The sequence below is a fragment of the Clostridium sp. LIBA-8553 genome (assembly GCF_057782465.1).
In genome coordinates this window covers 1,386,016-1,405,180 of the sequence record NZ_CM173489.1, presented here as the reverse complement: position 1 = coordinate 1,405,180, position 19,165 = coordinate 1,386,016, and the positions used below count along the sequence as shown (strand labels likewise).

The following is a 19,165-nucleotide window of genomic DNA, read 5'->3' as shown; positions in this document are numbered from 1 at the left end:
ACTTAGCTTGCTGAATTTTCTTTTAAATTAATATAGATAAACATCTCTTAATTCTTTTAATTTATCGCTATCTAATCCATATTCTTCTTCAAAATATTTGTCATAAGTACCATATTTATTTTTTATAGCATTTAAACTTGAACTTATAAGAGATTCATCTACTCCTAGCATTCCTTGTATACTTGCCTTTAATTTTTCATCCTTAATATACTCTTTAAAAGTTGCCATAACCTTGTCATTGAATTCTTTTCTATTTTTATTACTTTCCATATAATCCTGTATAACTGTTTTTTCTGGAACATTAAGAGCAAGTAAAACTAAAGCTGACCCAACACCAGTTCTATCTTTTCCTGCTGTACAATGTTGTAATATAGCCATATTATCTGGATTTTTAAATAATGTAAATAATTCCTTATATGCAGGATTATTAAATGGCATCATTTCATAACCTTCTTTTAATAGCTGCTCTGGGCTAATAGTCATTTTTCCTCCACTTAATAGCTCTTTAACATATCCAGTCATATCTAAGTTATCATTTCCTTTTAAATTCATCCCAGATATATTTATATTTTTAACTGAATCAATCTGAACATCAGGATTGCTTAAAACCTCTTCCTTTGATCTATAATCTAAGACATATTTTATTCCTAAAGATTTAAAATACTCTAAATCATCGCTCTTTAAAGCTGATAAATCTTCAGATCTATAGAATAATCCCCATTTAACATTTCTTCCATCCTTAGTTTCATAACCTCCTAAGTCTCTGAAATTACAGAAATTTTTAAGAGGTAAAACTCTTTCCGCAACTATGATTTCCTCACCATCAGCTTCAATTTTATAAAAAGTTCTGTTAAGTGGTTTTGGATCTTCAAATTCTAGGCTATTTGTATTATTAAAATCCATAAGAAAAGTTTCTTTTTTATCTAGTGCATCTCTATAAAACACTTTAATATTTTGACAAACTCTATTTAACTTTATTAATATTTTATTGTTATCAACTCTTTCTACATATCCATTTAATTTTTCCATTTGTAATACACTCCTTATGCTTTTTTACTTATTTTTAATTTCTCTTATTCTATTTATATTCTTATTACCTATTAATCCACTTATAATCTTATTTGAAGTTATAAAGTGTGGAATTTCTAAAGTGTAGATATATTCTCCATCACAATTAGATTCAAGACTATCAATCTTAATCTGATAATCTTCAAAATAACTATTTATTTCATCTATTGCCTTATCATTTAAACATCTAATCTCAATGTTTAATTTTTTGGATTTATCTATGAATTTATCCTCAACTTTTTTTAAGAAAGTAAGCACTATTAATATACTAAATCCACTTAGAATGCTAATTTTATAAAATCCCATTCCTATAGCAAGTCCAACACATGCAACAGCCCACATAGATGCTGCTGTAGTTAGTCCTTTGACAGCCCATTTGGTTTGTATTATTGCACCAGCTCCTAAAAAACCAACTCCTGATATAACCTGACATATAACCCTTCCTGCATTTACTTTTAATACACCAGATAATGCAGGATTTTTTGCAAGTTCCTCCCCAGCAAAATAAATTAATTGAACTTGAATAAGCGCTGCAATAGTAGCTCCTAAACACACTAAAACATGAGTTCTAAACCCAGCTGGTCTATTTTCATATTCTCTGTTGTATCCAATAAGACCACCTATAATTATAGATAATATTATCCTAATTCCTACTTGCGAAATATCCATTTTAAATCCAACCTTTCACCTTATAATAGATTCCAAAGCAAATCTAAATATGTCTGTATTATAAAGATTAAGATTTTTACCAAGAATTCTTACTTTATAAAAACTTATATTATTTATAATAAGTTTATAACTATTAAATACATAAATCAAACTGCATATCTTTTAACGCTAAACATAAATTAAAAAATTTTTACCTTTTCCAAGAAGATTTATTAACAATTTGTTCATTTTAATAACTTATTTTTACTTTTTAACTAATTCAATTGTATATATAATAAAAAACTATGGAATTACTAAAAATTCCATAGTTCATTATAAAAAATTCTTTTTAATTAATATTGAAAACTTCTACCCAAACTATATATTAATTGTCATATTTATTGCTTGTTTTCAAAAATAGTAGGATCATTAAAATAATTTACTCCTTGGTTTTTAAGTCTAGACTCTTGAGCTTTTAACCTTTTCTTATATTCATCCCAATTTCTAGATTCTTTTGGTGTCCATCCTATCTCTGAATATCCTATCAATCTTGGGTATATCATAAAATCCATTTGTTCCACAGTTGAAATTCTCTCTGTCCATAAAGGTGCTTCTATACCTAAAATTAAATTCTTAGGAGCAAAGTCTGTAGGATTCCAATTATATGCATCTTCAACTGAAATATATCCAGCCCAATCTGATCCATAAGGAGTATCTTTATTATACTTCATATCTAAATAAGCTTTTTTAGCAATGGAAATAATCATGTTCATATTTTTCTTCCTAGCAGCTTCATTAGAATCCTTCCAATTTTGAAGAATTGTATTAGAATCTATATTAGGTGAAGTATCTATTGGATCCCATCCTATTGGAGTTTTACCATATTTTTGAGCGATTTTTGAAACCCTTCCCACAAAATAATCATAATCTTCTTTCTTAGTCGCATCAGCTTCATCTCCTCCTATATGTAAGTATTTAGAAGGTGAGATAGCAGCTAATTCTCTTATTACATCTTCAATAAATTCATAAGTTTTTTCATCATCTGTCATAAATGTGCTAAAGCCTACTGAAGTTCCTGTATACAGTGGTTTTTTCTTTCCATCAGGATTTAAAAATCCATAAGAAGCTAATGCTGCATTTACATGCCCCGGCATATCAAACTCAGGAATTATTTCTATGTATCTATCTGATGCATAATTTATTAAATCCTTAAACTCTTCCTGAGTGTAATATCCTCCTTTTCCTCCACCAACTTGAGTTGATCCTCCTATCTTAGTTAAGTTAGGCCACTTATTTATTTCTATTCTCCATCCTTGATCATCAGTTAGATGAAGATGAAGTTTGTTTATTTTATATTGAGATGCTAAATCTATTTGACGTTTTAAATCGTCAATAGTGAAAAAATGTCTAGCTACATCTATCATAAGTCCTCTATAACCATACTCTGGCTTATCTGTTATAGTAGCTGCTGGAATACTCCATTCTACTCCTTCTACCATTGATTGTTTAGTTATTTCAGGAGGTAACATTTGTCTTAAAGTTTGAATGCCCCAAAATACTCCTCCAGACTTATTCCCAATTATTTCGACTCTATTAGCTGATGAATTTAATTTATAGCCTTCATCTCCTAAACTTTTATCACCACCTATAGTGGTTAAAAAAATGCCTTTTTCTTTGGTTGACTCTCCTTCAACAATGTTAATTTCAAATCCGGTTACTTTCTTTAAAAGACTAGCAAAATCTCCTGCTATTTTATAAAGTTCCTCTGTTTCATCCGTATTACTTCCTTTAACATAAATAGGTAGATTATTTTCTAATTTAAATACGCCTTCCTTTTTCTCATAACTTAGAGGTTTAGGAATAATAGTATTTTCAATGCTCTGTAATTCTACCATCTTCATAGCTTCCTTTGTTTCAGGAAAACCAAAATATCCTACAATTAAAATAGCTATAGTTAATATAACATAAGCAAGATTTAAACTCGATTTTTTCATCATATTAATCTCCTTTACAAAACTTTTAATCTATACTTTTTATTCCCATATATAAGTAATAGTATGTAAAATTTAAAATAACCCTCTTCAAAAAATTCATTCAATTAACTTTATTAAATAAAAATTTAATAATTCTCCTTTTAAAATTAATGAAAACTCACAATTTACTCCTCATAAATTTAATAGTAAAATTAGTAAAACATCATTATTTAGGAGAGGATTATTATGCTAATTACTAAGAATTCTAAGCCTTTGTCATCAATTTTTTCAATAAAAAAAAGTAAAAGAGCCTCACAAATACTAAAAGACTATTTAGAACTTATTACAGATGCTGATTTTACTCTATATATGGAAGATACTTATTTAAAAATTTCTTTAGAAGATAACTCATCATTCATTCCAAACAAAATCCTATTTGTATTAGATTCTTCTAATGGTGAAAATGGATTTTCATATCATATTGATAAAAACATCTTATATTTCAAAGCTAAAAATGAACAAGCCTTTGTATATTCAGTCTATGATTTTTTAGAGCGAATAATAGGATGTGGTTTTTATAGTAGTGATTGTGAGTTTGTTCCTAAAATCCAAACTTTAGATATTAATTTTGCTTCCTATTCATTTAATCCTCCAATAGACTATCGTGAGGTTTTTTATAAGGATTTTGAAAATCCTATTTTTGCAGAAAAATTAAAGATGAATACAAGTAAAGAACATGAGAGTTGGGGCTTTTGGTGCCATTCATTCCAAGTTTTACTACCTTATGATTTATTTCATGAACATCCAGAATATTTTGCCTTAATAGATGGGCAAAGAAATCCTAAAGGAGAACCTTGTTTAAGCAATCCTGATGTTAGAAAAATAATAAAAGAAAACTTAAAAAAATTTATGGATGAAAAACCAGAATGTAAATATTGGTCTGTAAGCCAAAATGATGATAACTTATATTGCCGTTGTCCAGAATGTGCTGCTAGAGATGCTTATGATGAAACTCAAATGGGTTCTATATTAGATTTTATAAATGAGGTTGCTAATGAATTTCCTGACAAAGTTATATCAACCCTAGCTTATTGGTATTCTAGAAAACCTCCAAAACATACACGTCCAGCTTCTAATGTCCATATAATGCTTTGTAATATTGAGGCTAATAGAGGACTCCCTATAGAAACTGATCCTACTAATAAAGAAGTCAGAGAAGAATTAATAGCCTGGTCAAAAATATGTAAAAATATCTCTCTTTGGGATTATAATATACAATTTGCTAATTTAGTTAGCCCTTTTCCAAACTTAAGAACTCTAGGACCAAATATGAGATATTTTGTAAAGAATAATCTTAAACTTTTATTTAGCCAATGTAATAGAGAAATAGGCGGGGAATTTGCTAAGCTTCGTGGATATATGCTAGCTAAACTTGCTTGGAATCCAGACTGTGATGAATTCTATCATATGAAGGATTTCTGTGATAAATATTATAAAGAAGCTTCTCCTTTCATTCTTGAATATATAGAGCTTATTCATGATGCTCAGGAAAAATTCAATGAAAGATTAGACATATTTAATGGTCCTAAAAATGCTGAAAACACCTATCTTTCTTTAGACTTATTTAATAAATATAATGACCTTTTTGATAAAGCTTATGAAAAAACTAAGTATAATGAAGTCTTATTTACAAGAGTTCAAGAAGCCAGACTTCCACTTTACTATGCTGGAATAGTTTTAAAATATGGTACTTTAGAAGAACAGCTATTGAACATTAAGGAATTCGCTAAAATAGCTAATAAAGTAAATTTGGAAATGGTGGAAGAATGGAAAATAACCACTGAAAAATTCCTTATGGATTCCCTAATAGCTTTAGATTAGTATAAGAAATAATATTTCTATATAATACATTCATTGTTAAGAAGATTTATTCAACCTTTTCTACTAAAAAAGAAAAATCACATTCATAGATAATCCTGTTGTTTGACTTTACTCTTACAATCTTCATACTATGAATGTGATTTTATAGACTTGAGCCCATTTTAATGATCCATAAGCCTCCAAATTAGTCTCTTTTTGATTCCATCTAGTTGATGTAATATTTAATATTCTGCCATATTCTTATCCTATATCTATTTTAAAGCACAACAGCTCCATCTACTGATAATATCTCTCCACTTATATAACTAGCCATATCAGATGCTAAAAATAAAAAAGCATTTGCTATGTCTTCAGCTTTCCCAACTCTTCCCAACGGAATATTCTTAGCTATTTCTTCTATTAACTTCTTATCTAAAGCAGCTACCATATCTGTAGCAATTATTCCAGGAGCTACTGCATTTACTCGTATACCGTCTTTTCCAAGCTCTCTTGCTAAAGATTTAGTTAATCCATTTACTGCAAATTTTGAAGTTGGATATCCAACTCCTGTTCTTTGACCATATAAACTCACTACTGAACTTGTATTTAAAATAACTCCTTCTTTTTGAGTTTTCATTGTTTTTACTACAACCTTTGTACAGTTGAATACTGCTTGGACATTGATATCCATAATTTTAGAAAAATCATCATCACTTTGACCATATATTGGTCTATTATCACTTACACCAGCATTATTTATAAGAATATCTATTCTTCCCCATTTTTCTAAAATTATATTTTCCATATCCTCTATTTCACTTATTTCTAATAAATTAGGATAAAATCCCATAACTTCATAATTAGGATTAATTTCATTTATTTCTTTTAAAGCTTTATCAACAGTTTCTTTTTTAGAACCACATAAGGCTACTTTAGCTCCATGAGCAAGAAATTTTTTAACTGTGGCAAATCCTATTCCTCTAGTTCCTCCAGTTACAATAACTACTTTATTATTTACACTTTTTGATAACATATCCATAACAAATCACCTCTTAAATATATATTACTTCAATACACTCCATATACTCTTTTAATAATCGTATTTTATTTATATAATAATACAATAGGAATATATATTATTCTAACTATAATATAAAACTTTATATTTTTCTCTTTATTATTTACTTAACTTAATAGATATCTTACACATATTATTTTAAAATTACTCATTTCATGATTAAAAATATATAAAATTTATATATTTTTTACATAATAAAAAACCATATAAACCTTAAAAAGTTTATATGGTTTTAATATTTTTTTCTCTAATTGTTTAATTATAAATTAAAGTAATTCACCATAATATTTTCTAAATGCATTTTTCATTGCTGTTGCAAGAACCATATAGCATATTACTATTCCTAATAACCAAGGGAAATAAGTATATGGTAACGCAGTCATCCCTAATGATGTTCCTAAAAAAGTATAAGGAATTACTGTTCCAACAATAATAGCTAAAGTCGTAACAGCTAATACTGGAAGTGATGCTCTACTTTGTATAAATGGAAGCTTTGGTGTACGTATCATGTGTATAACAAGTGTTTGAGACCATAAGCTTTCAACAAACCATCCTGCATTAAATACTGAAATAAATAATGCATTATTTACTCCTGGTGCACCATAGTGTCCTCCTGCAATACTCGGACAAATTATAAAGAACATAATAATATAAGTTGCTATATCAAAAACTGAACTTGTAGGTCCTATCCAAACCATGAACTTACCTATTGAAGAAGCATCCCATTTTCTAGGTTTTCTTAAATATTCATCATCCATATTATCCCATGGAATTGAAATACAAGAAATATCATAGATTAAGTTTAAAGCTAAAATTTGAATAGGTAGCATTGGTAAAAATGGTAAGAACACACTTGCTATAACTACAGAAAACATATTTCCGAAATTAGAACTTGCTGTCATTTTAATATATTTAATTATATTTCCAAAAGTTCTTCTTCCCTCAATAACTCCTTTTTCTAATACCATAAGGTCTTTTTCTAAAAGAATTATATCTGCGGATTCCTTTGCAATGTCAACTGCTGTATCAACTGAAATTCCTACATCTGATTCATGCATTGCTGCGGCATCATTAATTCCATCTCCCATAAATCCAACAGTATGTCCATTTTCACGAAGAATTCTAACTATTCTAGTCTTTTGTTGTGGACTAAGCTTTGCAAAAATATTTGTTTTTTCAACTTCAACTTTTAATTCTTCATCACTCATTTCACTTATTTGAGAACCAAGAAGAATATTTTCAACCTCCAATCCAACTTGCTTACAAATACATTTTGTGACCCCATCATTATCTCCGGTTAAAACTTTTACTGCTACTCCATTATCATTAAGAGCTTTAATTGCAGATAATGTTGATTCTTTTGGTGGATCTAAGAAAGCAAGATATCCCATAAGAACCATGTTAGATTCATCTTCTACAGAGAAAACACCTTCTACAGAAGGATTGTTTTTTTGTGCAACCGCAATTACACGCATTCCTTCATTATTTAATCTCTCAACAGTAGCTAAGATCTCTTTTCTTATTTCATCTGTTAAAACTTCAACTTTTCCTCTATATTCTACCTTCGAAGAAATTTTTAGCATTTCTTCAACTGCCCCCTTAGTAATTAGCTGAGTTTTACCTTCTTTATCTTTTATTACAACACTCATTCTTCTTCTATTAAAGTCAAAAGGTATTTCATCAACCTTAGTGTATTTTCCCTCTAAGTCACTAAAATTCAATTTGTTAGCTTGTTCTAAGATTGCTACATCCATAAGATTTTTTAATCCTGTTTGGAAAAAACTATTTAAAAAAGCATGTCTAAGAACTCTTTCATTTTCATTACCATGAACATCAAGATGATATTCTAAAACAACCTTATCTTGAGTTAATGTACCTGTTTTATCAGTACAAAGTACATCCATAGCTCCAAAATTTTGTATTGAATTTAAGCTCTTTACAACAGTCTTTTTCTTTGCCATTTTTACAGCACCTTTTGCAAGGTTTGTTGTAACTATCATAGGTAACATTTCTGGAGTTAAACCTACTGCAACTGATAATGCAAATAAGAATGATTCACCCCAGTCTCCCTTAGTTAATCCATTTGCAAAGAATACAACTGGCACCATACACATCATGAATTTAATTAATAACCAAGAAACTGAGTTTACGCCTTTTTCAAAGCTAGTGACAACTTTCTTCTCTGTAATTGTCTTTGCCATAGAACCGAAGTAAGTATAGTCTCCAGTTGATAATACAATACAAAGTGCAGAACCACTTATTACATTACTTCCCATAAATCCTAAGTTTGTACTTTCTAAAGGATTAGTTAAATTAGAGGTTACTTCTTCTCCATATTTTTCAACTGGTTCACTTTCACCAGTTAATGAAGCTTGGCTAACAAATAAATCCTTTGAAGAAACTATTCTTAAATCAGCAGGAATCATATCTCCAGCTGATAAATATACTATATCTCCTGGTACAATTTCTGAAAGTTCAATTTCTTTTCTACCTTCTCTCTCAACTGTAGCTGTTGTTTTTACCATAGCCTTTAACTTCTCAGCGGAGTTATTTGATCTACTTTCTTGAACAAATTTTAATACTCCACTAACAGTAACCATTGTAACTATTATTACTACTGTACTGTAAGATCTATCACTTGGTGCTGGTAAAATGATATCTGTAAATGTTGATATTATTGCAAGAATAAAAAGTACAACTGTAAAAGGATTAACAAAAGATTCAAAAAGTCTTTTAAATACTGAATCACCTTTTTCATGTGAAATTACATTTTCGCCATACTTATCAATTCTTCTTTCAGCCTCTTTCTCACTATATCCATTTAAAGATGTTTCCATTTCTTTTAATAGATTTTCTGAGCTCGTTTTACTTGCTCTTATTAATCTTTCATTCATTAAAACTTCATTTATAACTTTTTGTTCTGTTCTCTTCTTCATAATTCTTACCTCCTAATTCTTTGAAGAAATTTTTTAGGAAGTAAAGACATTAAACAGGACAAAAGTATCCTTCTACTCTATTAAATTAATTAAGCCTTCGAAAAATGATAGCAGGAACATTAACAGAAATATTCTTAAAACATTTTTCATATAAAATACTTCGCCCGTCAAGTTGTATGCCTCCACTACTTCCCGTGTCCATTACTATCACCTCTACTTTCTTAAAATAATTTAAATAATATGTTTCAACATAAAAAATCCTTACCTAAATTTAGGTAAGGATTAAATTCATGCAAAAACAAAGTACTAAGCGCATAAAAAAACGCCTAAGCACAATATCGTTCAAGCTTTAGCTTCACCGGGCAATGAAATTGCATTAGATTATGCCTTGTTTTCTCGACATAGCCTGCTAACCTTCTCATAGTGTCTCCACTACTCCGCGGCAGCAATCCGTATCCCGGTGGTAACCTCACCTACCGATTTTTATTCCGTTGTTAGTTTCATTCTATGCAATAAATTTTAAAATGTCAACCAAAAAACTTATTTTCATAAATACATTTCTTTAATTTATTTAAAATTTTATATTGTTTTATTAAAAAATTTATATGAATTCCTCTTATCTTTAACAAAACTAATTGCAATAATAGTATAAACTAATAAAAACATAAATGTGCCTAATGCACCTACGAAGTCAAATTGTTCTAACGCGTATTCTCCTAAAATAATTTGGTAATAAATCCACAAAATCGAAAATATCAAACCCGGTAACAACAAAATTAAATCCAAAACTAGATTTTTTTTCTTAGGAATCCACTTTATTTTCCTATCTTCTCCATAAGTAGCCTTCATACCAATAGCTAATAAAGCAAATAGTGAAAATTGTAATGCTAATATTATATCATTAATTCTATTTAATAAATATTTTTTCTCATTTATTATTAAAAGCTTATAATCCTTTAAAGAATATTTGACCTTAACTTCATCACCAACAAAATCAACCAAATCTTTATCAATTTTATTCAACGTAGCAGGAACATCAATCTCTTGTCCATCAATCTTTATTCTTACAATTGGAGTATATGATTTTAATTTACGTCTTCCTGAAGTAATCTTTTCATCAAAAGTTATTAATTTCCCTGTTGTTTCTACTCCTTTTAATTCCAAATAACCAATTTTATATAAATCAGATATAACAGAATACAAAAGTACTATGGCTGCTAAAATTAATATTAACTTTGTAAACCCTATTTTTATCTTATTCTCTTTTGCCATTTTTTATCCCCTTAACTATTTTATAATCCTTTCTAAGCTTTCAATTTCTTCTTTGCTTATATATCTCCACTTTCCATAATCTATACCCTCAAGATTTATATTTACAATTCTTATTCTTTCTAATTTAACCACATTAAACCCAAATGCTTTACTCATTCTTCTTATTTGTCTATTTAATCCTTGTGTTAGTATTATAGAATATGTATTTTCATTTATCCTTTTAACTTTACAAGGCTTTGTTACTTGTCCTAATATTTCAACACCCTGCTCCATTTTTTCAATAAAATCATCATAAAATGGCTGATCTAATTTAACAATATATTCCTTTTCATGATTATTTTCTGCTGCTAAAACTTGATTTGCTAAATCACCATCATTAGTTAGAATTATTAACCCTTGTGAATCCTTATCAAGCCTTCCTATTGGAAAAACATAATCGTCGATTCCTAAGTAATCTATTATATTATTCTTAACCTCTTCTGCAGCAGTACACACAACTCCTACTGGCTTATTAAGTGCTATATAAATCTTTTTCTTTGGAACTAAGGGCTTTCCATCTAAAAGTATTTCATCACTCAACTCAACCCATTGCCCCTCAATACATGGCTTACCATTGACAATAACTCTTCCCTCTCTAATAATTTTATTAGTTTCTTTTCTAGAGCATATCCCAAAATTGCTAAAAAGCTTGTTTATTCTCATTATTAATTATAAACATTCCTTCCTAAACTCAAATTATTATTTATATTAATTTTAAATTCATCTGATTAATTATAACAGAATTAATTAATAATTTTCAAAATTAGTATGTATCATAATAATATATAAAATTTAAAAGAACTAACAATTTGTCAGCTCCATAAAATTTTAGTTAATTAAACTTCATTTAAAGTTAACTATTAAGAAAGGTTATAATGAAAACTATCTCCAACAATTATTTTTTCTTTTAGCAAAATTAACTATTCCCAATAGATATATTCCTATGATCAATAAGGATAATATTAAAGTTCCGGAAGTAAAACCTAAACCATTATATTTTAATGTAATAAAGCCATAGTAAAAGCTAAGAAATGCCCCTATAACTCCTGGTAATCCTGAAATCAAAAATATTATTTTATTCTTTGTAGGAACATCAAAAGTTAACTCTCTTCCCCTATATGTTTCTACAGACATTTGACTTAACATAACCATTAATAAAAAAGATCCCACAAATACTAAAGAATTAGATATCTCATATAACCAAAATAGTTTATCATCTATTATTACTTTAGATGGAGTATTTTTTAAGTAATTAACTTTTACATCTAATCCTATTATGTCTAACTCTTCATTTAAAGAATTCATTGTTACAGGAACTTGTATTTTTTCCTTTCCATCAAAAAATTCAACTATAGGGACATAATCGTAATAACTGCTCCTTCCTCTTCTACTACTTTTTTGAAGCAAATCATATGCAACTATTTTTGCATCTGCTTTTTCTCCATTAGATTTAATATATATTAATTCTCCTAATGGTCTTAATGCGCTTAGAATGAAAACAACTCCAAATATAAAAAATATTATTCCATTGTTTTTTCTTTTTAAATTCATAAACTTCCTCTCTTCATATTAAACTATAAATTTATTTACAATATCCTTTTATTACAATTGTTAAAATTAAATTATATATAGACTTCTTAAAATCCCCTAAATAATAGTTTCTTTCTAAAATAAAATTATCCTTTTTTCTTTAGTAAAAATATTTATTTTAACCAAATTTTAAAAATTAGTTTATATATTGCAAATAGTAGTTTATAATGTAATTATAGTATATTTAAAATTTAATAACATACTTTAGGAACGTATGGTTATACTATAAAATATTTTTCGGATTTTCTGTTAGCCTGTTTTTATATTGTATTTTTAGAGTAAATAACCTTCTTTGCTTTAAAAATAACTTGGATGATTTTTATGGATAAATAAGCTTAAATTTTATGTTTTAAACTTATTTCTTTAAACTCTCTAACTTGGTTTGCCACCAACTACAGATAATCAGTACGATTAGAGAAAAAGCTAAGGTAATTTAAATTACCTTAGCTTTTTTCTTATTTTAAACCCTATTCAAATAATTTAGTTATTTCTTCTTCAGTAAGTCTTTTCAATCCTTTGCCATCCATAGCCTTACCATCCATTAAACTTTGAATAAGCTCTCTTTTATCCTCTTGCATTAATACTATTTTTTCTTCAATAGTATCCTTTGCAACTAACTTTATTACTTCTACTCTATTTTCTTGTCCAAATCTATGAGCTCTATCCGTAGCTTGATCTTCTACCGCTGGATTCCACCATGGATCAAAATGTATAACCACACTAGCAGAAGTTAAGTTTAATCCTACTCCTCCTGCTTTTAAAGATATTAGAAATACCTTTATACTCTCATCCTCATTAAACTTCTTTACTCTTTCAACTCTTTCTTTAGCTGATGTTCCTCCATCTAAATATAAATGAGAGATACCTTCCCTTTTAAAATCATCCTCTATTTTCTTTAATACTGAAGTAAATTGAGAAAATAATAAAATTTTCTTACCGGATTCACTGGCATCCTTAACAATTTCCTTTACTACAGTTAGTTTTCCACTTCCTCCAGTGTACTCTGGAATAACTATTGAAGGATCCAAACAAATTTCCCTTAACTTTGTTAAATAGGCAAATAGATTTATCTTCTCATTCCCACTCTTTCCACTTATTTTACTTTCATTTAATTTGGTTTTTATTGCTTTTACATATGAATTATATATTTGCTTTTGTTTACCCTTAATTTCTACTAAATATTTCTTTTCAAGTTTTTCTGGAAGTTCACTTAAAACATCTTCCTTAAGTCTTCTTAGTATAAATGGATTTATTAATGATTTTAATTCATCCAAATTATTTTCATCTAAGATAAAACGCTCTCTAAACCTTTCTTTAGTGAATAAATATCCAGGCATAACAAAATCAAATATTGACCAAAGTTCCATTAAATTATTTTCTATTGGAGTTCCTGTTAAGGCAATATTACATCTTGACTTTATTTTCTTCACAGATAAGGTTGCTTGTGCACTTGGATTTTTTATATTCTGAGCCTCATCTATTATGCAATAATCGAAACTTAAGTTATCATAAGCCTCTTCATCATTTTTTAAGGTACCATAAGTAGTTAATAAAATATCATATCTTTCATAAGACTTTGATGATTTCTTGGTTTTATTTTTACCATTTGATTTATTTTTGCCTTCTTTTGAGTTATTTATATTTTCCTCTTCATCTAAATCTAATCCTTCAAAAGAATCCATGTAATCTAATTTAATACCAAGACTTCTTTTAAAGTCATTTAAAACCTTGTCTCGTCGTGCTTTACTTCCATGAACTAATCCAATCCTTAAGCTAGGTGCAAACTTTTCAAATTCGTCCATCCAATTATATATAACTGAAGTTGGAACCACCACTATGCTTTTACTTTTCTTTTGAGATAATAAAAAAGCTATTATTTGAAGAGTTTTACCAAGCCCCATATCATCTGCTAAAACTCCTCCAAATCCTAAATCAGTAATTTCATTAATCCACTTAAAACCTTCTTTTTGATAAGATCTAAGCTCTGCATTTAAAGCTTTTGGAACAAGTTTTCTCTTAAACTCTTTATTTAAAAGTTTATTGACTATTTCTTGAAGAACCTTACCACCTTTTATGAATGATAAATTTCTGTCTTTCAACTTTTCTTGTATATATAAAACTTTACTCTTATCAATATTAATTTCATTATTACTAATATTGTCTAGCCCTAAGTCCTCTAAAAGGTTTAAGAAATGTACTATACCTGGTTCTTCTAAGTCTAAGTAAGTCTTCTTAGTCTTATAAAATCTCTTCCCATTTTTCATGGCATCTATACTTTCTCTAAGCTCTTGTATATCAAAATCTCCAAAATTAAATTTTAACTTATAGAAATTTGTTAACTCTGAAAGTTCTGATGAAATAAGTGATGAATCTATAACCTTAAACTCCTGTAACTCTTTAGATAATATAACATCACCATGCTCTTTTATCTTCTTAAGTCCTTTAGAGAAAAAATCATACATTGCCTCTTCATCTCCAATAAAACAAAAGTCCTCTTCCCTTTTTATAAATTTAAATCTTTCAAGTTGAAATTCTATATGTTTTTCACTTTTTAAATCCCTTAAAAAGCTATTATCCTTTTCATCTCTTATTAAATCAATTATATATCCACAATAATCTATTTTTACATTACAATAAATTTCTCCCTTATTTTCATAAAAATAAAATGTTGTTTTCATTAGCTTTTCTTTAAAGATTTTAACATTCTCATCAAGCACTATATTTTTACTTATATTTTTTAATTCTTCCAAAAGATTTTTTAAGTTTTCTAAAGTTTTCTTATATGTAATTGTATTATTCTTTAAAAACAACTTATGAATTGGAATATAATATTCTAATTGTCTCTTTCTTGGAAGATATAAATTTCTATCAAAAAACATTACATCTCCTGTATTATTTAAAATAACAGGAAATTTTTTATGATGACTTAATATAAATTCTTCTTTTCCTTCTTTTAAAGTTAGAGCTACCGGAACATTTTCCTTTCTAACCTTAACTTCATAATTAATTGAATTAAAATTAAAGTTTATTTTCTTTTTCTCATCAATTAACTTAAGAAAATCCTTTAAACTATTTTGTCTAAGCCTTAAATATCTTCCATTTATCTTATCACTATTAGCTCCAATAAATTGAAGTATTCTTTTATCCTCCTTCAAAAAATCATCCTTCAAAGGATTATATGTAAAACTATCATTAAATTTCAATGGCTTTTTCAAGCTGTTTTTGTATAAGAAATCTTTTAGATCTAATATTAAGTTTAAATTTCCTACTCCTATTCTAAATTCGCAATTGAAGAATTGAATTCCCTCTTTTACCATATGCTTAATGCTTATATCTAAAGAAAGAAATCTCTTCTCTTGTTGTTCATTATTCTTCTCATTCTCTTTAACTAACTTGTTTTCCACCTTAATTATTGATTTTTTACTTGCTATTTTTTTCTTAGCTAAAGAATAAAAAGCATCACCAGTTGCTGATATATGCTTGCACATATAATTTTTCACCTGTTTACTATTCTCCTTAAAGGTTTCACAACTACAGTTAACTCCAATAATCTCATTATTTTTCATATTTATTTTTAAGTGAGTATCATAATCCCAGTTTTTATCTTCATTTAATACCCTTCCATAAATATGATAAACTCCATCTATGCTTTTCCCCTTAACATCTTTTATGTATGCTTCCTTAATTAACTTTTTTCCTTGCTCTCTAGTAAAACTGGAAGTTCGCCTTACTAAGTTTTTCATTAAAATTTCTAAATTCAAAGGCATTCCCCTCCTTAACTTTTATAGAATTATTCTATCATACTTATAGATTCCTCTCTACTTAACCTATTTCTTAAGCTTTAAACTATTTGTAAAATCAATTTATTTCACTAAAAAAATGTTATAATATATAATTACATAATTAACCTATTAAAGAAAGGAAAGTTAATATTGTCTAAATATGAACTAGTTAAAAAATTAAAAAGTATACATTCAAATATAGGACTTATATTTACTAATATTTTTTTGTTTCTTACTTCTGTTGGTGTTTTTTTTGGATATATAATAGGAATTTATAAAAGCAATTATGATTTAAATTTTATTATTGAAAATGGGAAATGGGCCATCCCCTTAAGTTTTACTATCTTTATTTTTTGGCTTATTATATTTATATCATCAACTAATAAAGATGAAGAGGAAGAAAATGAAAGAAAAATTTATAAAAAGAAAAAAGTAAAAAACTTAGCAAGAAGCAACGAAGAAACAAACAAAAAATTAACAAGAAAAGAAAGAGCTCGTATAGGATACAAGCCCCCTAAGGATTTAATAAGTGCTACTAGATTTTCTATATTAATGATTATGTTTCTCTTTAATACTCTTTTTCCAATGATACTTAAACTATATTATGATTATGAAACATTTACTACTAGCTATCTAGATATAGTCTTTCTTAGTTTTGTTGTTTTTAACACTCTATCATTGATTTTATTAGCATTAGCTAAAAAACTCTACATATTTTTAACTTTTTATAAAGCATTATCAATGAGCATTCTTTCATTATGTTCCTTCTTATTTTCACTAAGAATACTATATATAAGCGTATTAAGTTCTAGGTTTATAAGCCTTTTAATAGCTTTTTCATCCATATACCTTTTAATAATTATTCTTGCTTTCAAGCATTTAATAAAACCTACAAGAATAATATATCCTAAGGTAGTTTATATTAAAATACTTTTAGGAGTAATAGGCTTTTTAGTAATTATTTACTTAATAGGACTTCCACTTCTAATTTTTTCTTATTGTTTTGCTTTATTCTATGCTTTCTTTTATAAAGCTTATAAAGAGTTCAAGCATAGACCAAGAAACCCAAAGGTGAAAAAGTAACTTACCTTTGGGTTTCTTTTATTCTCTCTTTAAATCCACATACTTTTCTAAACTTAATTTTAAATTTTAAATTTTAAATTATAAGTATTATAAAACAATTAAAATCATCTATTTATTTTTCTTTGAAAAAGTTAATCTTATCTATGCTCTTTCCATCTGGATTTTTAATCTCTAATGTAAATTTCTCCACATTATCAAAAGAGCTTATTCCATCAAAAGTTCCACTTAACCTATCTCCCCCATTTTCTAGAGATTCCATACTAGCTCCATTCATCCTATACTCTTTCCCATTTTCATCTATAACTTTCATAGCCCATAATATATTTTCATCATGACCTGGTGCTAAATAATCAAATTTTAAGAATAATCCTGTTGGTATAGCCTTAGCCTCATGAATAACTATATTAGGTGATTCATTTTCAAATGAATATTGTATCTCATTAACTTGAGTAAATTTTTCATCTAAATTAACAGTTAAATTCCAATTTAATTCTGAACTATAAATGAGATTATCTGTAGTTAAGTTTCTAAAGTTTATACTGTTAACCTTTATTTTAATCTCATCCATTTTAGGAATTTTTCCTTCTGTTGACTCAAATAAAGTTCTTAAGTAAAGCTTTCCTTCACTTGCTTTACTATTATCAAAAGTATACTCAGTACTTCCAATTGCACCCTTCTGTCCATTTTCAGAAATTATTTCTCCATCTCCAGTGTATAAGGATATATCATTATAAACATCAGTCTTTTCACTATCTAACTTTAAAAGATTTTTTGTATTTTTAACATCTAACTCAAACTCTAAAATTATATGACTACTATCAGCTAAAACATTATTTAACTTCATATTAAAATCATCAGTAACTATCCATTCATTTGATACTTCTTGAATATAGTTGTTGTTTATTGCACTTTCAATTCCAGGATTATTGAAAAATAACTTATTAATGGTTGCTCTAACTGGACTTGATAATCCTATTAAAGTAGTAATAGTTAATCCTGCTGCTACAGCTACGTATTTTCTTTTATTTGATTTACCTTTTCTCTCTTTACTTTTCATATATATTATGTTCTTATAAGTTTCATCAGAACTCATATTACACTCTTTATTTAAATCTTTATTATCTTTTATGTCTAACTCTAATTTTTCTAATTTATCTTTTTTACTAAATATATACTCACTTGATGATTTGTTTTGGTCTTTTTCTCTTATTTCATTTAAAGCTAGGTTAACCTTATCTAAAACAACTTTTGGAACTTCTATATTTTCATTTTTTAAATTTAATAATTTCTTTTCTAAGTTATCCATCTACTTTACCCCCTTATTAACTCCATAAAAATCTCTTAAGTCGTTTCTTGCCCTACATAACCTTGATTTTATGGTTCCTTCCTTATCATCTAAAATAGCTGAAATCTCCTTCACACTAAATCCCATAATATAATAAAGTGTTATAACAATTCTATAATCCTCTTTTAACTGATTTATTGCTTCATTAAGTTCTAAATTTCTTATTCCCTTTTCTTTATAACTAACAGCATTAATATCATCTATAGAAATAATTTTCTTATTCCTATTTAAAATATAGTTACATCGATTTATTAAAATCCTAATTAACCATGTATTAAAAAACTTCGGCTCCTTTAAAGTATTTAACCTTTCATAAGCTATCATTATGGTTTCTTGCATTGCATCCCCAACATCTTCATCATTTTTTAATATAGATTTACCTATTCTATACATCTGTTTTGTAGATTTGTTTATAATCTCTATAAAAGCTTCCTGTTCTCCACCTAAAGCCCTCTCTATAAGCTCTTGCATTTTTAGTTATTCCCCCTTAA

General features: G+C 27.5%; 13 protein-coding genes and 1 riboswitch. Of the genes, 2 read left to right on the top strand and 11 right to left on the bottom strand.

What is annotated here, in order from left to right:
- Positions 1-27: 27 nt before the first annotated feature.
- From AC2JAQ_RS06190 to AC2JAQ_RS06180, 3 genes are all read right to left on the bottom strand, one after another.
- Entirely contained in the window at positions 28-1,029 is a 1,002-nt protein-coding gene (locus AC2JAQ_RS06190) for a tyrosine-protein phosphatase (protein WP_488458425.1), read from the bottom strand.
- Between the two features lie 24 nt (positions 1,030-1,053).
- Positions 1,054-1,737: an MgtC/SapB family protein gene (locus AC2JAQ_RS06185; protein ID WP_488458424.1), complete on the bottom strand. Its 684-nt coding sequence runs from the start codon at positions 1,735-1,737 to the stop codon at positions 1,054-1,056.
- 377 nt (positions 1,738-2,114) lie between these two features.
- A complete protein-coding gene (locus AC2JAQ_RS06180) occupies positions 2,115-3,710 on the bottom strand; it encodes a beta-N-acetylhexosaminidase (protein ID WP_488458781.1) in 1,596 nt (531 codons plus the stop codon).
- A 225-nt stretch (positions 3,711-3,935) separates the two neighbouring features.
- Here AC2JAQ_RS06180 and AC2JAQ_RS06175 point away from each other — a divergent pair, with 225 nt between their 5' ends.
- Positions 3,936-5,570: a glycoside hydrolase family 20 protein gene (locus AC2JAQ_RS06175; protein ID WP_488458423.1), complete on the top strand. Its 1,635-nt coding sequence runs from the start codon at positions 3,936-3,938 to the stop codon at positions 5,568-5,570.
- Between the two features lie 256 nt (positions 5,571-5,826).
- Here AC2JAQ_RS06175 and AC2JAQ_RS06170 read toward each other — a convergent pair whose 3' ends face one another.
- From AC2JAQ_RS06170 to AC2JAQ_RS06145, 6 genes are all read right to left on the bottom strand, one after another.
- Positions 5,827-6,588, bottom strand: coding sequence for an SDR family NAD(P)-dependent oxidoreductase (locus tag AC2JAQ_RS06170; protein WP_488458422.1), 762 nt, complete (start codon positions 6,586-6,588; stop codon positions 5,827-5,829).
- Positions 6,589-6,893: 305 nt separating this feature from the next.
- On the bottom strand, positions 6,894-9,563 hold the full coding sequence (gene mgtA / locus AC2JAQ_RS06165; RefSeq protein ID WP_488458421.1) for a magnesium-translocating P-type ATPase: 2,670 nt from the start codon (positions 9,561-9,563) through the stop codon (positions 6,894-6,896).
- Positions 9,564-9,893: 330 nt separating this feature from the next.
- A riboswitch (M-box (ykoK) riboswitch) is annotated at positions 9,894-10,051 on the bottom strand.
- 91 nt (positions 10,052-10,142) lie between these two features.
- Positions 10,143-10,835, bottom strand: coding sequence for a hypothetical protein (locus AC2JAQ_RS06160; RefSeq protein ID WP_488458420.1), 693 nt, complete (start codon positions 10,833-10,835; stop codon positions 10,143-10,145).
- Positions 10,836-10,850: 15 nt separating this feature from the next.
- Positions 10,851-11,537 (bottom strand): pseudouridine synthase, encoded by a 687-nt coding sequence (locus AC2JAQ_RS06155; protein WP_488458419.1) that lies wholly within the window; start codon positions 11,535-11,537, stop codon positions 10,851-10,853.
- A 219-nt stretch (positions 11,538-11,756) separates the two neighbouring features.
- Positions 11,757-12,425 (bottom strand): DUF3592 domain-containing protein, encoded by a 669-nt coding sequence (locus AC2JAQ_RS06150; RefSeq protein ID WP_488458418.1) that lies wholly within the window; start codon positions 12,423-12,425, stop codon positions 11,757-11,759.
- Positions 12,426-12,931: 506 nt separating this feature from the next.
- Entirely contained in the window at positions 12,932-16,225 is a 3,294-nt protein-coding gene (locus AC2JAQ_RS06145; RefSeq protein ID WP_488458417.1) for a DEAD/DEAH box helicase, read from the bottom strand.
- Positions 16,226-16,396: 171 nt separating this feature from the next.
- On the opposite strand from AC2JAQ_RS06145, the gene AC2JAQ_RS06140 reads away from it, so the two are divergent.
- Positions 16,397-17,329: a hypothetical protein gene (locus tag AC2JAQ_RS06140; protein ID WP_488458416.1), complete on the top strand. Its 933-nt coding sequence runs from the start codon at positions 16,397-16,399 to the stop codon at positions 17,327-17,329.
- Positions 17,330-17,441: 112 nt separating this feature from the next.
- Here AC2JAQ_RS06140 and AC2JAQ_RS06135 read toward each other — a convergent pair whose 3' ends face one another.
- Both AC2JAQ_RS06135 and AC2JAQ_RS06130 read right to left on the bottom strand, forming a co-directional pair.
- A complete protein-coding gene (locus AC2JAQ_RS06135) occupies positions 17,442-18,635 on the bottom strand; it encodes a hypothetical protein (RefSeq protein ID WP_488458415.1) in 1,194 nt (397 codons plus the stop codon).
- Positions 18,636-19,145, bottom strand: coding sequence for an RNA polymerase sigma factor (locus AC2JAQ_RS06130; RefSeq protein ID WP_488458414.1), 510 nt, complete (start codon positions 19,143-19,145; stop codon positions 18,636-18,638).
- Between the last annotated feature and the right edge of the window lie 20 nt (positions 19,146-19,165).